Source organism: Dokdonia sp. R78006 (genome assembly GCF_042466145.1).
Lineage (GTDB): Bacteria > Bacteroidota > Bacteroidia > Flavobacteriales > Flavobacteriaceae > Dokdonia.
Map to the genome: position 1 here is coordinate 795126 of NZ_JAXHBU010000001.1, position 13653 is coordinate 808778.

The 13653-nt window shown below is 36.3% G+C and carries 13 protein-coding genes; 2 read left to right on the forward strand and 11 right to left on the reverse strand.

What is annotated here, in order from left to right; translation table 11 throughout:
- Positions 1-18: 18 nt before the first annotated feature.
- The 4 genes from SJY37_RS03630 to ruvC form a co-directional block, all read right to left on the reverse strand.
- Positions 19-333, reverse strand: a complete 315-nt coding sequence (locus tag SJY37_RS03630) for an antibiotic biosynthesis monooxygenase (RefSeq protein WP_298329736.1) — start codon at positions 331-333, stop codon at positions 19-21.
- Positions 333-1091 carry a cyclase family protein gene (locus tag SJY37_RS03635; protein ID WP_298329739.1) on the reverse strand — a complete coding sequence of 253 codons (759 nt, stop codon included), beginning with the start codon at positions 1089-1091 and terminating at the stop codon, positions 333-335. Before SJY37_RS03635 ends, SJY37_RS03630 begins: the two co-directional genes overlap by 1 nt.
- Before the next feature lie 112 nt (positions 1092-1203).
- The gene (gene hemW, locus SJY37_RS03640; RefSeq protein WP_298329742.1) at positions 1204-2337 is read right to left on the reverse strand and encodes a radical SAM family heme chaperone HemW; all 1134 of its coding nucleotides are present in this window, start codon (positions 2335-2337) and stop codon (positions 1204-1206) included.
- A gap of 16 nt (positions 2338-2353) precedes the next feature.
- Positions 2354-2908: a crossover junction endodeoxyribonuclease RuvC gene (gene ruvC / locus SJY37_RS03645; protein ID WP_144782357.1), complete on the reverse strand. Its 555-nt coding sequence runs from the start codon at positions 2906-2908 to the stop codon at positions 2354-2356.
- A gap of 43 nt (positions 2909-2951) precedes the next feature.
- Between ruvC and SJY37_RS03650 the strand changes: the two genes are divergently transcribed.
- Together SJY37_RS03650 and SJY37_RS03655 are read left to right on the forward strand one after the other, a co-directional pair.
- Entirely contained in the window at positions 2952-3911 is a 960-nt protein-coding gene (locus tag SJY37_RS03650) for a lysylphosphatidylglycerol synthase domain-containing protein (protein ID WP_298329748.1), read from the forward strand.
- A gap of 3 nt (positions 3912-3914) precedes the next feature.
- Positions 3915-5051 (forward strand): glycosyltransferase, encoded by a 1137-nt coding sequence (locus SJY37_RS03655; RefSeq protein WP_298329751.1) that lies wholly within the window; start codon positions 3915-3917, stop codon positions 5049-5051.
- Positions 5052-5077: 26 nt separating this feature from the next.
- Here the strand turns inward: SJY37_RS03655 and SJY37_RS03660 are convergent, their stop codons facing one another.
- The 7 genes from SJY37_RS03660 to SJY37_RS03690 form a co-directional block, all read right to left on the reverse strand.
- The gene (locus SJY37_RS03660; RefSeq protein WP_298329755.1) at positions 5078-5569 is read right to left on the reverse strand and encodes a hypothetical protein; all 492 of its coding nucleotides are present in this window, start codon (positions 5567-5569) and stop codon (positions 5078-5080) included.
- A gap of 54 nt (positions 5570-5623) precedes the next feature.
- A complete protein-coding gene (locus SJY37_RS03665; protein WP_298329759.1) occupies positions 5624-6826 on the reverse strand; it encodes a lipopolysaccharide assembly protein LapB in 1203 nt (400 codons plus the stop codon).
- 3 nt (positions 6827-6829) lie between these two features.
- Entirely contained in the window at positions 6830-8263 is a 1434-nt protein-coding gene (locus tag SJY37_RS03670) for a M56 family metallopeptidase (protein ID WP_298329762.1), read from the reverse strand.
- Positions 8264-8295: 32 nt separating this feature from the next.
- On the reverse strand, positions 8296-9882 hold the full coding sequence (locus SJY37_RS03675; protein WP_298329765.1) for a M56 family metallopeptidase: 1587 nt from the start codon (positions 9880-9882) through the stop codon (positions 8296-8298).
- 2 nt (positions 9883-9884) lie between these two features.
- Positions 9885-10244, reverse strand: coding sequence for a BlaI/MecI/CopY family transcriptional regulator (locus tag SJY37_RS03680; protein WP_298329769.1), 360 nt, complete (start codon positions 10242-10244; stop codon positions 9885-9887).
- A 448-nt stretch (positions 10245-10692) separates the two neighbouring features.
- Positions 10693-12642, reverse strand: a complete 1950-nt coding sequence (locus SJY37_RS03685) for an OmpA family protein (RefSeq protein ID WP_298329772.1) — start codon at positions 12640-12642, stop codon at positions 10693-10695.
- 35 nt (positions 12643-12677) lie between these two features.
- Entirely contained in the window at positions 12678-13625 is a 948-nt protein-coding gene (locus tag SJY37_RS03690) for a type IX secretion system membrane protein PorP/SprF (RefSeq protein ID WP_298329775.1), read from the reverse strand.
- Positions 13626-13653: the final 28 nt, after the last annotated feature.

Genomic DNA, 13653 nt, shown 5'->3' on the forward strand with positions numbered 1-13653 from the left:
TTAACTTTTAGGAGGATTTTAACTTTTATCAAAAGAGTACTCGCGTTCTACTTTGCAAATTCTCACTGTATAGTTATCGTACCAATCTGATTTACCCATGCGCTGGGCACCTTGATGCTCTGCTTGTGCTTTCCAGTGAGCGATATCCTTTAATGTTTTCCAGTAAGAAACAGTAATCCCGAGATGATCGCTATCATTCCTAGCGCCCTCTACTCCTAAAAAACCAGGCATTGTTGCTGCCAGCTCTTCCATAAGATCTGCGGCTTGTTTATAGCCTCTTGTGCTACTGGTTTGTGTAGATGTAAAAATTACAGCGTAGTAAGGTGCTTGCATTATTCGGCTTCTATTTTGTACAACACAGGTTTACTTGGTGTGGCATCATTCTCAAAAGAGGCAATTTGTAAATTGAGTAAATACCTGCCATCTGCCACTTTGTGCGGCACATAAATCATCTCTGTAATGGTGGCATCCAGGCGTATATTTTCTTCTACATTCCAGAAGGCGTGATGTGCTTTAAGAGCACCGCCATCTTTTTCTCTATCTACACTTGGAAGATCTATGAGAAGGTGTTTGATTCCGCTTTCGCGAAAGCGTACCATTGCTTTTTCTTCTATAAACGGCCAGTTTGTGTGAGACCAATTCATTGATTTCTTTTCGCGTGCATTAGGCAGTGTGCGGATCACTAAAGCTTCTGGAGATTTACCTTTAAGCAGACTGTGGAACTGCTTATCTCTTAGTATAAAATCGTCTTCGTCATTATCTAAAGGTTCAGGAATTACAGTAATCACCTCTGCCACAAAAAAGAAAGTTTTGAGATTTTTATTGATACTGTGTACCTTCTCTGTAATATGGCCAACGGTTTCTGTGTGGGTTCCGTGCGCGTGAGGATTAAAGGTGATAGTGGTGAAGTTTACATCTCCGCCTTCACTCACTTTACCTACCCACTCGCCATCTGTGACTGTCTCAAACTTAGGCGGTTCAATATACCAAGCCAGCGGATTCTTCTTAGGAGTAAGAGGAATCGAGAGATCAATAGGTTTTAAAAGATCGACCTTAAAAGTTTCTTTATTATGGGATATTGTTGCAAGCATAGCGTAATTCAAAAGAAGACTAAAGATAAAAATCCTGAATAGATTAACCTAAGTCTTTTGCCTTATAGATAATTGAAATATCTACTAGTGCAAATTAAAAGATTAGAAAGCGCTACTTTAAATTTAAGATAAACAAATCACTAGCGATTCCGTCGCTTAAGAACTTCCCTTTTTTTGACACATATACACGATCACCTTCTTTAAACAAGAGATGTTCTTCTACATGCTTTTGTGAATACTCAATAAAATAGTCTTTGTACTTATCGCCATATAAAGTGGCTATCTCTGTAAGTGAAACACCAAACTGCGTGCGCAATCTAGTCATCACATACTCATTGTATTGATCTGTAAGTGAGAGCTCTTCCACCTCTTGTGGCAACTCTCCGGCAGTGATTGCTTTTATGTACTTCGGGTTGTTATTAATATTCCACGCGCGACGATTATTATCATAACTATGTGCAGAAGGTCCTATCCCAATATATTTTTTCCCTTGCCAGTATGCCGTATTGTTTCTAGAGTGGAAACCAGGCTTTGCAAAGTTTGAAAACTCATAGTTCTCATAGCCTGCTTCTTCCATTTTACGTATTAAAAGCTCATGATGCTCTTGAGCAACCTCGTCCTCTACGGGTGGAACAATTCCTTTTTTGATAAAGTTTTCTAGTGCTGTCTTAGGTTCTACGGTAAGTGCGTATGCAGATATATGAGGTACATTAAGTTTTAACGCTTGATCAATATTTTCTTCCCAACGCTCATTAGTCATCCCAGGGATTCCGTAAATAAGATCAAGCGAACTATTAGGAAATTGTTTTCTTGAAAGCACTAGGCAATCTATGGCTTCTGTAGCATTGTGGGCACGGTTCATTAACTTGAGATCTTCTTCAAAAAACGATTGTACGCCTATGCTCAACCTGTTAATTCTTGATTCGGCTAGTTCGCTTATTTTCTCTGGAGTAAGATCATCAGGATTTGCTTCTAGCGTAATTTCTGGATCTTCTTCAATCGTATAATGCGTATAACAAGCATCTATAATTTGTTCAATCTCTGCAGTGTTCAAAACAGAAGGTGTCCCTCCACCAAAGTAGACATTAGACACTTCGTCATTTTCAAACTCCGCTTTACGCATCTCAAGTTCGCTTATGATTGCCGTTATCATTTCCTCCTTTTTACCCATGGTGGTCGAAAAGTGAAAATCACAATAGTGACAAGCTTGCTTGCAAAATGGTATGTGAATGTAGATGGATGCCATAATTTTTAAAAGAATATTATTTCTTAACCCGCTTATCATTTTGCTTTACAAAGCTCTCCCAGCCAGAATAGCTTTTACCTATTTCTACTTTTCCAGAGTTGTAATAATGACACACTGCAGCTGCGAGTCCATCTGTGGAGTCTAAGTTTTTAGGCAAGGTTTTTAGTTTCAATAAAGACTGCAGCATTCTTGCCACTTGCTCCTTACTTGCATTACCGTTTCCAGTAACTGCCATTTTTATCTTTTTAGGAAGATATTCTGTTATGGGGATTTCTCTAGATAACCCTGCAGCCATCGCCACACCTTGTGCTCTACCTAACTTGAGCATACTTTGTACATTCTTTCCAAAAAACGGCGCCTCTATCGCAATCTCATCTGGGTGATAGGTGTCTATTAATTGGATAGTTCGCTCAAAAATAAGCTTAAGCTTCACGTATGGGTCATTATACTTTTGAAGCAACAACTCATTAAGCAGCATGAATTCCATCTTCTTTCCTACTATTTTAATGAGCCCAAAACCCATAATTGTGGTTCCTGGATCAATCCCTAATATGATTCTTTCGTCTGCCACTGCTTTTATTGTTACTTTGTAAACATCCTTAACAAAGAAATGAATGCCTAGATTATCTCACAAAGCTACGCAATTACTCTGGGCGACTCTTAAGATTCTCATTGTAGTACTCGCTGGATATTTTATTTATAGCAAACTCAACCAAAGCGCACTAATTAATCTCCAGTTTCAACTTTCTGAAATAAACACGTCATCGTTATATTTCTATATTATAATAATACTATTATTTACAGCTTCCAATTGGTTTTTTGAGTTTAAAAAATGGCAAGTTTTAGTAGGTTACTTTAGGCAGTTAAGCTTTCGCGAAAGCGTACAACAAACCCTTACTGCGCATCTTGCTGGTTTTGTAACTCCAGCAAAAGCGGGTGATTATGGAGCCAAAGCGCTGTATTACCCAAAAGAGCAACGCAAAAAACTTCTCTTCTTAAATTTTATAGGAAACATGTACCAGCTGCTAGCAACGCTTGTCGTAGGTTTTGTAGGCTTAGGTATGCTAGCGTTATTTACAAGTGGCACTGCAATCTTTTTCTGGGGTCTAAGTATTTTTATGACACTGGTCTTTTATCAAATATTACCAAAAGTTCTCAAGCGTTTTAATTGGTCATTAAAAGGAAATGCATGGCATAAAATCAAGAGTTTCTGGAAGGCTATACCTAAAGATATCAAACGCAAGACTCGCTTATATTCCTTTATACGTTATGCGATATTTGCACATCAATTTTATATTATTTTACTGATGTTGGGAGCAGATATTCCCTACGTATTTGCCATGTCGTGTATTGCCGCTATGTATATTTTAAGTTCTATAATACCCGTGATGCAACTACTTGATGTAGTAGTGCGCGGCGGAGTTGCCGTACTTGTTTTTAGCTGGTATTTTGTACCTGAAGAAATTGTGTTAAGCACCGTGCTCATCATGTGGTTATGCAATGTCGTGTTGCCGCTTCTACCAGGAGCTATCTACCTATTTAAAAATAAAAAGCGCTCAAGCGTAGCCCTATAATAAATGATCTGGATACTGCTTTTCGTTTTTATTTTTTACGGTATTATCATACTTGGCTTCACCATTAAAACAACGTATGCTGGTACTTTTAATAATCGTACTACAGCGCATGAAAACGGATTTACGGTAATTGTACCTTTTAGAAATGAAACTAAGAACCTCCCACGATTATTAACCTCACTAGCCGCGATAGATTACCCTTCTCATAATTGGGAACTTATTCTTGTAAATGACGAGTCTACAGACAACTCCCTTGAGGTTATAAATCAATGTCTCAAGAATAATCCTATTTCTAATGTGAGCATTATAAACAACGTGCGTACTACAGCCTCACCAAAAAAAGATGCGCTACAAGCCGCTATTAACAAGGCTCAACATAACTGGATTGTTACAACAGATGCAGATTGCTACGCCCCAACACAATGGCTCGCCACACTAGATGCTGCGATACAACAAGAGCAACCACTTATGGTCATTATGCCGGTTGCTATCGCTACCACAGCGCGTCCTTCTTTCTTAACTGCATATGAGCAACTCGACTTTTTAAGTCTAATGGGAGCGACTGCTGGAAGCTTTCATTTTGGTCTTCCTTTTTTATGTAACGGAGCAAATCTTGCGTATGATAAAGATGCCTTTATAAAAGTGCAAGGATTTTCTAATAATGATCATATAGCTAGTGGCGATGATCATTTTTTACTAGAAAAATTTCAAGAAAGGTTTAAAGATAAGATAAGCTATCTACGCTCTCAGGATGCCATTGTAAACACGCAGCCACAAGAGTTGTGGAGTACATTTATAGCACAGCGCACACGATGGGCAGCCAAGTCTAGCGCTTACACGTTTTGGTTTTCAAAACTTATGGGTTTATTGGTTGTGAGCGGTAATCTTATGAGTGGCTTAGGTTTGATTTATCTCGCTTTCGCGAAAGCGGAAACCCAATCTCTAATTATCATCGCACTGTTACTCAAAATAATCGCCGATGGAATTCTTATCGCAACCGAAGCCCAGTTTTACAAGAAACTTAGCTATTTGAAATGGTATCCAGTTGTGATGATTTGTTACCCGTTTTTAAGTACTTACATAGCCATAAGATCGCTTACTAGTAGTTACCAATGGAAAGGTAGGAACTACGCGAAATAATAGCCGATAACACTATTTAAAGTTATTTACTCAACCTTGAGTACTACGGGAATTTTAAATTTTGTCTTTACAGGAACCCCTTGTTTTGTAGCAGCCTTAGCTTGAGGAAGTTGTTTGGCCGCTTCATGAATCCACTGCTCTAATTTTGGAATTTCTGCGCGAATTTCTGGTGTAATGGCAAGGGTGTCAATACAGTATTTACCTTTTTCATTTACCACAAAATTGACTACAATGGTATCGTTGAGCTCTCTATTTACAACAATCGTGTGTTTACCAAAAGACTCATAAAACGTGCTCGTTACTGTCTCTTCAAAACATACTCTCAACGCCTCCCCTTCTGCTTGTGAGCTACATGTATCAAAGGTAGGATACCCGTCAACTTTATGGAGATCTATGGCCTTCCAGCTTTCTGAAAGATACTCGGAAGATGAGATCTTTTTTGTTTCTATACGGTCGCAAGAAGTCATTACAGCTATTGCTGTAATCATTACTAAACCACGATATAATAAGCCTCTCATACGTACTTCGAAAGTACGATTTTTAAATCTCGTTTAAAAGTGCTGTAAATAGGGTTAGTCCTGCGCTTTTTTAGCTTCAAAAATTTCTCTTTTAAGGATTACAATTCTCTCCTTAGCAATTCTTATCAAATATGGCTTTGATTTTGATTTTTCAGATTGAGTTACAAACTTCTCATACAATTGGACTACCTCTTCCTTGTCTTCATAATAATTATCGGCTGCTACGGCAATGGCATATATGGCATCAAGGTTATCAGGATCTTCTTTAACTGCTAGTTGATAGTGCTTCATTGCCTGAGTGAACTCTTTCTTAAACTCGTAAGCTCTACCTAATGTAAAGTACACATCATCAAGCGGCAAATCTTTATACCTAAGCGCTTTGGTCGAATAATCAACGGCCTTATCGTATTCTCTGTTAAAGTTATACAACCTAGCAAGGGTAATAAGTGTTCCCCAGTCTTCATCATCATAAGCGAGTACCTCTTCATAAGCTTCTATAGCCTCTGGATACATTCTTTTCTCGTAGTAGGCACGCCCTAGTTTATTTCTCACAAACGCGGTATCCACACCTAAATCTAGTAGTTTATTAAACCACGCTATGGCCTCAACCCACCATCCTTTTATGTAATAGTTTTGAGCTAGAATATTAGTTATCTTAATATTCTCTGGGTAACTCTCAAGAGCTTTCTCAGAAATCTTTTCTACGATGTCGTATTCTTTTAATCCTAGATGATGCTTTGCAAGCTCATACATCGCATTTTGATGTGTAGAATCTAGCTGTACTGCCTTTGCAAAAGCTTTTTCTGAAGTGTCTATCTTTTCATTATCTACTTTTCTATTTAAAACCAAGGTATCCTTTACCGCGGTCTTTTTAAGTGCTCGTCCCCATTGATAGTAATACTCAGGATTAGTAGGGAATCTCATTGCTAAATCAGAAAAAATTGAGTCTGCAAGATGATGCTTTGAATTTGACAGTAATAATCTACCGTACTCTGTTTGAGCTATGGGTTGCTTGTTATTTAGTTCTAATGATTTTTTATAATAGACTAAGGCATCAGTTTTTACCCCTTTACCGTTATAGGCTCTTGCTATTTGCAAATATGTTCTAGCCGAAGGATCTTTTATAAATTCATACTGAGCAATTGCCTGTGTATAATCTCCCACAGCATATAAACTATCTGCAATAGCCAAAGCCGGAGCTTGTGCTCCGGCTTTTGAAAATGCTATGATACTTAAAAGTATAATTAGTTTTCTCATAGGTTACTCTGCTATTTTAAAAATAATAGGTAAGCTGTAAAGAACTCCTACTTCTTCGCCATTGTGTTTACCAGGTTTCATTTTTGGCAACATAGAAATTACGCGCTGTGCTTCTACATCAAGATCTGGGTGTGGTGAGCGAGTTCTTAGATTTGTAACATATCCGTTTTTATCAATTTTAAAACTTGCAAAAATCCTGTTAGTCCCAGTAAGATTTAACTGTTTACCTAATCCAATATTAAAGTTAGAATTCACCAAGGCACTTATTTTTTGTGACATACAGTCTCTACGTTGCTCATTTGAAGCGACTGACTCACATCCAGGAAATACTGGAACTTCATCTATCACTGCAAATGGGATATTACCATTCTCATCTAGATTGTACACAACTTCTTGCTTAACAACTTCTATTAATTCGCCATCATCCTTATTCATATTAAAAGTATGCACAGATGTTCCTTTTGTTTTTTTGGCTGATGTCATACTTAGATCATTGATCATTAGAGACTCTGTTTTTGAAAGGTTCTCTTTTTGCTCTACTAGCAGTTGTAATTCACTAATTTTTTGCTCTAATGATTGATTTTCCACCAGCTCATTATCTTCACTACATGAAACATAAACTAACATTGATAATACTAATGGTGCGATAAACATGTACTTGATTAACGCACTCTTTTTTGATTTTGATTTTTGTAACATAATGATTCGATTTTTGATTAATGATTGATTGAAAAATGTATTTGTAAAAGAAAGGTTATTAGTGCCAAAAGCAGTATTTAACAACTTTTCATAGTATGCCTTTTTTGATGTGGCTGCTGTTGCTTTTTGATCTGCTAGATATTCATGAACTGTGCTTATCAGTTTTTGATTGAAATATATTAATGGGTTGAACCAAAAGATAATTTTCATGATCTCAAAAAAGATAAGATCCCAAGTATGCCCCTGTTTTGCGTGTATCTGTTCGTGGGTAAGAATTTGCTTTCGCGAAAGCGTATCTATATCCTCTCCAATAAATATGTATTTAAAAAAGGTAAAAGCTTCTGTACTGTTAGGGACATTAATAATGTGCTCCCCACGTCGTTTAAAAGATAAATAGCTAATAAAACTTTTGACCTTTATCAAAAGTAGTAATACACTTACTGCAACACCTACGAAGTAAATACTCAACCACGGAATAATAAAGGAGTTTGTTTGTTCTGTTTGGCTCGTAGTTGCTTCACCTATTACTACTTCTGGTAACATGACAGACATCACCTCTACGGGCACGACTGTTTGTAAACTTGCAATTTTTATAAATGGTAATAAAAGCGCTATGAGAGGTGTCATTAGAAGGTAAATTCTATTGCATACAAAGAAGGTTTCCTTTCTTAATAGGAGATAATACACTGCTAAGAATATTGCTTGAAAACAGATGACTTGTATAATGTACGCTATCATATCGCATGATTTAATATGGTTATTCTATTTAATTACTCTGCTATTTTAAACGTAATTGGTAAGCTATAAAGAACTCCAACTTCTTCTCCTGCCTGACTTCCGGGTTTCATTTGAGGTAGATTGTAAATAACTCTTCTAGCCTCTTCTGCTATATCTGGATGTGATGCGCGTGCCTCAACGTTATCTACCTGTCCCCTTTTATTAATTCTAAATGATACAAACACTCTGTTAACTCCTGTAAGACCTAGTGGTTTTGCAATACTTGTATTAAAATTAGCACTTACATATTTTGAGACTTTATCTGACATACATGTCTTTTTATCTTCATTCCCTTCTAGTTCATTACAACCAGGGTAGGTAGGGACATTATCTATAACTGCAAATGGTATTTCGAGTTCCTCTTGAGTTTCGACAACTTCTACTTCTTCTTTATATATAGCCTGAGAAGTATAAGTATTTTTTAACTTATATTTTTTACGTAGCTCCTCAACTGTGTAAGATTTTATATCAAATTTTTCTTTGAGCTCCACAATGTCATCCTTACTTGAAAACATAAGTAATTTATCCATACCGTTGAGTGTAGAACTTTTGTCCTCTATTAGGTCAAAATCTGAAACATCTAAAGATTTATTTTTATGTATTGCTTCTAAAAATGCTTTCTCATTACTTGCTAACTTTAAGGTATCTATAATTATAATAGAGTAATTAACTTTCTCGTTATTAAAATCACTTTCCATCAATGTAAAATTCTCTCTCTCCACCTCTCCTGATTTACTCGAATTTTGCGCCCAAGAAACTTGCACTAGCATTGCTAGTATAAGAGGTGCTATAAGAAAGTACTTGATGAGAGCACTCTTTTTTGATTTTGATTTTTGTAGCATAATAATTCGATTTTTGATTAATGATTGATTGAAAAATGTATTTGTAAAAGAAAGGTTATTAGTGCCAAAGGCTGTATTTAACAACTCTTCATAGTATGCTTTTTTTGATGTGGCTGCTGTTGCTTTTTGATCGGCCAGGTATTCATGTACGGTACTTATCAGCTTTTGATTAAAATATATTAGTGGGTTGAACCAAAAGATAATTTTCATGATCTCAAAAAAGATAAGATCCCAAGTATGCCCCTGTTTTGCGTGTATCTGTTCGTGGGTAAGAATTTGCTTTCGCGAAAGCGTATCTATATCCTCTCCAATAAATATGTACTTAAAAAAGGTAAAAGCTTCTGTGCTGTTAGGGACATTTATGATGTGTTCCCCACGTCGTTTAAAAGATAAATAGCTAATAAAACTTTTGAACTTTATCACAAGAAGTAATGCACTTACTGCAACACCTACGAAGTAAATACTCAACCACGGAATGACAAAGGAGCTTGTCTGTTCTGCTTGACTCGTAGTGGCATCACCTATTACTACTTCTGGTAACATGACAGACATCACCTCCATAGGAACTACTGTTTGTAAACTTGCAATTTTCACAAATGGTAGTAAAAGCGCTATGACAGGCGTCACTAGAAGGTAAATTCTATTGCATACAAAGAAGGTTTCCTTTCTTAATAATAGGTAATACACCGCTAAGAATATTGCTTGAAAACAGATGGCTTGGACTACATATGCTATCATGACTAGTCGTTTTTATTAATTTCTTTGAGTATGGCTTCTAGGTCTTGTACACCTACATCATTCTTTTTTACAAAGAAGCTCACCATGCTTTTAAAACTTCCATTAAAATAGCTATCCATCATTTTGTGCATAGAATCATTGCTATACACCTCCTTTGTAACTAAGGGATAGTAGAGGTATCCTCTTCCTTCTTTCTCATGGCCTACAAAACCTTTGTTCTCCAATATCCTTATGATTGTTGAGATGGTGTTGTATGCTGGTTTTGGCTCTGGCATTTTATCAATAAGAGTTGCGACATTTGCTTTTTTGGCTACCCATAATAGCTGCATCACCTCTTCTTCTGCCTTTGTAAGTTGTTTCATAGTCGAGCTTTGTATTCCTTTAGATCACAATAACTTATAATCCTTATTTCTATTAATTACTCAAATATAACTAAAACATTAGTTTAAACTAATGTTTTAGTTTAAAATTTTAAAAATATGCTTTTCGGCTTACTATCAGCAATTAGATAATTGAAAAATAAATTTTAAGCTATACGCAGTGGAAGGCTAACGCTCTATGGTTTAGTAGGACGTTCGTTGTGACATTACTCATAGATTACGACAATTGATAGCTCGACTATCTAAAACTTCATTAAAGGAGCTTAAAACCTTCTTGAGTGCGGATTTATCTTTGACAGATTTCTCTATATTGAAGCTACATCGTCTAGTGAAGTACTAGGCGGGTTTATATAACGCTTTCGCGAAAGCGTACAAACAAAAAAAGCCCCCTCTTCAAAAGAAAAGGGGACTTTGTATTAAGAAACTAAAGTTAGTTCTTTATCACTATAAATTCTGAACGTCTGTTAAGTTGATGCTCCTCTTCTGAACACTTAACTCCGTTAGAACATGTATTTACTGGTTGCTTTTCTCCATATCCTTGTCCGGTGATTCTAGAAGAGCTTATGCCTTGTTCAATAATATATGCAACTGTTGACTTTGCACGCTTATCTGACAAGCTTAGGTTATAAGAGTCCTTACCTCTACTGTCTGTATGAGATCTTGCATCTAAAACCATAGTAGGATACTCACGCATTACTGCTATTACTTTTTCTAATTCAAGCGCAGCGTCTGGACGAATATTGAATCGATCGAAATCAAAGTAAATAGGATTGAGTTCTAAAACCTTTGCAAGATCATCACCTACATTGATTGGTTTTTGGAGAAGGCTCAATACTAAGTCGTTTGTAAGTGTGCCTGTTACATCTGGAGTTGTAGTTATAGCCTCTGCAGTACTATATTCTTCTTTTGAAGCACGTATAACGTACTGCGTAACACATGTTGCCTCAAATGCATAAGCTCCTGCAGCTGTTGCCTGAACAGCCTCAATTACCTCACCTTCACTATCTATAAGCTGGACTGTTGCTTCTGAAATAGGATTGCCACTATCTTTATCTGTAACAACACCCACTAGTTTAATATCACATGGTATTTCCTCTTTTAAGAACTTATAAATATCATCACTTCCCTGACCACGTTTACGATTTGAAGCAAAGTAACCTACTTGCGTATCCTCATTCAATATAAAAGTAAAATCGTCAAAAGAACTATTAATAGGCTCACCTATATTACTAATAACCTCTTTTTCATTACTATTTGTTCTAGGAGTTGTTGCAAATACATCAAGTCCCCCTAGACCAGGATGACCGTCTGATCCAAAGTACAATACTCCTTTTGAGCTCATGAATGGGAAAGTCTCTCTACCTTCTGTATTTACCGGTCTTCCTAAGTTTATAGGTGTTCCTACAGAATCTGTTGCATCAATTGTTGCAACCCATATATCTGAAAGTCCTACGGTACCAGGCATATCTGATGCAAAATATAATTTAGTCTCATCTGCATTAAGTGTAGGGTGTGCTGTAGAGTACTCGTCACTGTTAAATGGCATTTCTACAGGTGTAGACCATTTACCATTTTCTTTTTTAGACTTATAAATCTTAAGCTTGTTTGTTCCATTCTTTGATTTACGGTAATTTCCTTTATTGAAATTATTTCTAGTAAAATATACCGTGTTACCGTCTTTTGTAAATGCTGTAGTGCTCTCGTGAAATTTTGAATTTAATTCTCTACTAAAAGTTTTAGGCTTAGTATACGATCCTGAACTTGCTCCAACTTTAGATTCGTATAAATCTAAGAAAGGTTCGTTATTCCATTTGTGAATTTTCTTTGTTGCTCCACCAGTATCACGTGATGACGCAAAAATCAATTTACCTTCATATTCTGTAGGAGCAAAATCTGAGTATCTAGAGTTTATACTACGTATATCTTCTATGGTATACTTGCTCTTTTTATAATCGATATTACTAAGATAGTTAGGCTCTTCAGTAAAAAGCTCTGCTCTTAAATCACCACTATTAACCTCGTTAAACTTAGCCATCATATCATCTGCACGATCATAATTTTTAAGAGCACGCAAGGTTTGTGCAAAACGGAAATAGTATTCTGGTTTTATCTCTTCTGCATAGTTGCTTACAAGCTTGTTGTACCACATCTCTGCTTCTCCATATTTCGCATTGAAATAGTAGCTATCTGCTATCTTTTGAAAAAGATCGGCAGATTTATATCCTTTCTCTGCAACTTCTAGGTAGATTTTTCTGGCATCTACAAAGGCATATTGATCAAACTTTTTATCAGCTTTATCAATTTTTCCTTCTTGAGCATTTACTGTAAAAATTCCTAAGAAAAGAAGGCTAAGGCAAAAACAAATTATATTTTTCATCATGTAATCAATTTAGATATACTACTAGAGTATACGTATTAAAAGAATCTAGGGGTAAGCATTCTATCATACTCATTGAAGAGTTCAAAACGAAGAAAAACTTCGAAACTCCCGTCATTATAGACAGTCTCTCCAAGATCAGTGCTTTCACGATCATAAGCAAGACCGATAAGCATACTATCTGACACTTGAAAACCTACAAGACCACTTAAAGCTGCGCTCCATCTATAAGCTGCTCCTAAGTGTAATTTTTCCATCACCAAAAAATTTGCCGTAAGATCAACTTGAAGTGGAGCTCCAGCAACTACCTTGACAAGAGTACTAGGTTTAAATTTCAGTTGCTCGTTAATATCAAAAGTATATCCCATTATTCCATAATAGTGGATACGCTCCTTTGCTATAAAACTAGCTGAGTTACTATTGTTACTTTCATCAAAATGCTCAGTTTGAATTAAATTAGGAGCACTTAAACCAGCATAAAATCTATCTGTATGATAATATAATCCAGCACCAATTACAGGAGAAATTTTATTATCTATATTTTGAGAAAATCTAGGATCTGTAACGTCAAACAGTGACAATTTAGAAAAGTCAACATCTAAAACGTGACCTCCCGCTTTCAATCCAAAACTTAATTTTCCTGAATTTGAGGTATTTATTGTGTAGCTAAAGTCTGCACCAATGTATGTTTCTTGAGCTGGCCCTAGTGCATCATTTACTATAGATAATCCTAACCCTACTTTACCTTCACCTATAGGTGAGTGAATACTTAAACTTTGAGTTCTAGGAGCACCTTCAAGACCAACCCACTGACTTCTATGAAGTCCCACAATACTCGTCACACCTCTATTCCCTGCATAAGCTGGGTTGATAGCAACTGTATTGTACATATACTGAGTATACTGCGGATCTTGTTGTGCAGTTAGCGTAAATGTACTTAGCACTAGTGTTGCTAAGAAAACAACTGTTAATATTATATTTTTCATATATACATCTAATAAAATCGTTGAGTGC

What these genes read in the sequence shown, in the direction of transcription:
- SJY37_RS03655 (WP_298329751.1), top strand. Translation starts at nt 3,915, where the DNA reads ATGATCTGGATACTGCTTTTCGTTTTTATTTTTTACGGTATTATCATA.
- SJY37_RS03685 (WP_298329772.1), bottom strand. Translation starts at nt 12,642, where the DNA reads ATGATGAAAAATATAATTTGTTTTTGCCTTAGCCTTCTTTTCTTAGGA.
- SJY37_RS03690 (WP_298329775.1), bottom strand. Translation starts at nt 13,625, where the DNA reads ATGAAAAATATAATATTAACAGTTGTTTTCTTAGCAACACTAGTGCTA.
- SJY37_RS03650 (WP_298329748.1), top strand. Translation starts at nt 2,952, where the DNA reads ATGCCTAGATTATCTCACAAAGCTACGCAATTACTCTGGGCGACTCTT.
- SJY37_RS03675 (WP_298329765.1), bottom strand. Translation starts at nt 9,882, where the DNA reads ATGATAGCATATGTAGTCCAAGCCATCTGTTTTCAAGCAATATTCTTA.
- SJY37_RS03635 (WP_298329739.1), bottom strand. Translation starts at nt 1,091, where the DNA reads ATGCTTGCAACAATATCCCATAATAAAGAAACTTTTAAGGTCGATCTT.
- SJY37_RS03665 (WP_298329759.1), bottom strand. Translation starts at nt 6,826, where the DNA reads ATGAGAAAACTAATTATACTTTTAAGTATCATAGCATTTTCAAAAGCC.
- SJY37_RS03660 (WP_298329755.1), bottom strand. Translation starts at nt 5,569, where the DNA reads ATGAGAGGCTTATTATATCGTGGTTTAGTAATGATTACAGCAATAGCT.
- SJY37_RS03680 (WP_298329769.1), bottom strand. Translation starts at nt 10,244, where the DNA reads ATGAAACAACTTACAAAGGCAGAAGAAGAGGTGATGCAGCTATTATGG.
- SJY37_RS03630 (WP_298329736.1), bottom strand. Translation starts at nt 333, where the DNA reads ATGCAAGCACCTTACTACGCTGTAATTTTTACATCTACACAAACCAGT.
- hemW (WP_298329742.1), bottom strand. Translation starts at nt 2,337, where the DNA reads ATGGCATCCATCTACATTCACATACCATTTTGCAAGCAAGCTTGTCAC.
- SJY37_RS03670 (WP_298329762.1), bottom strand. Translation starts at nt 8,263, where the DNA reads ATGATAGCGTACATTATACAAGTCATCTGTTTTCAAGCAATATTCTTA.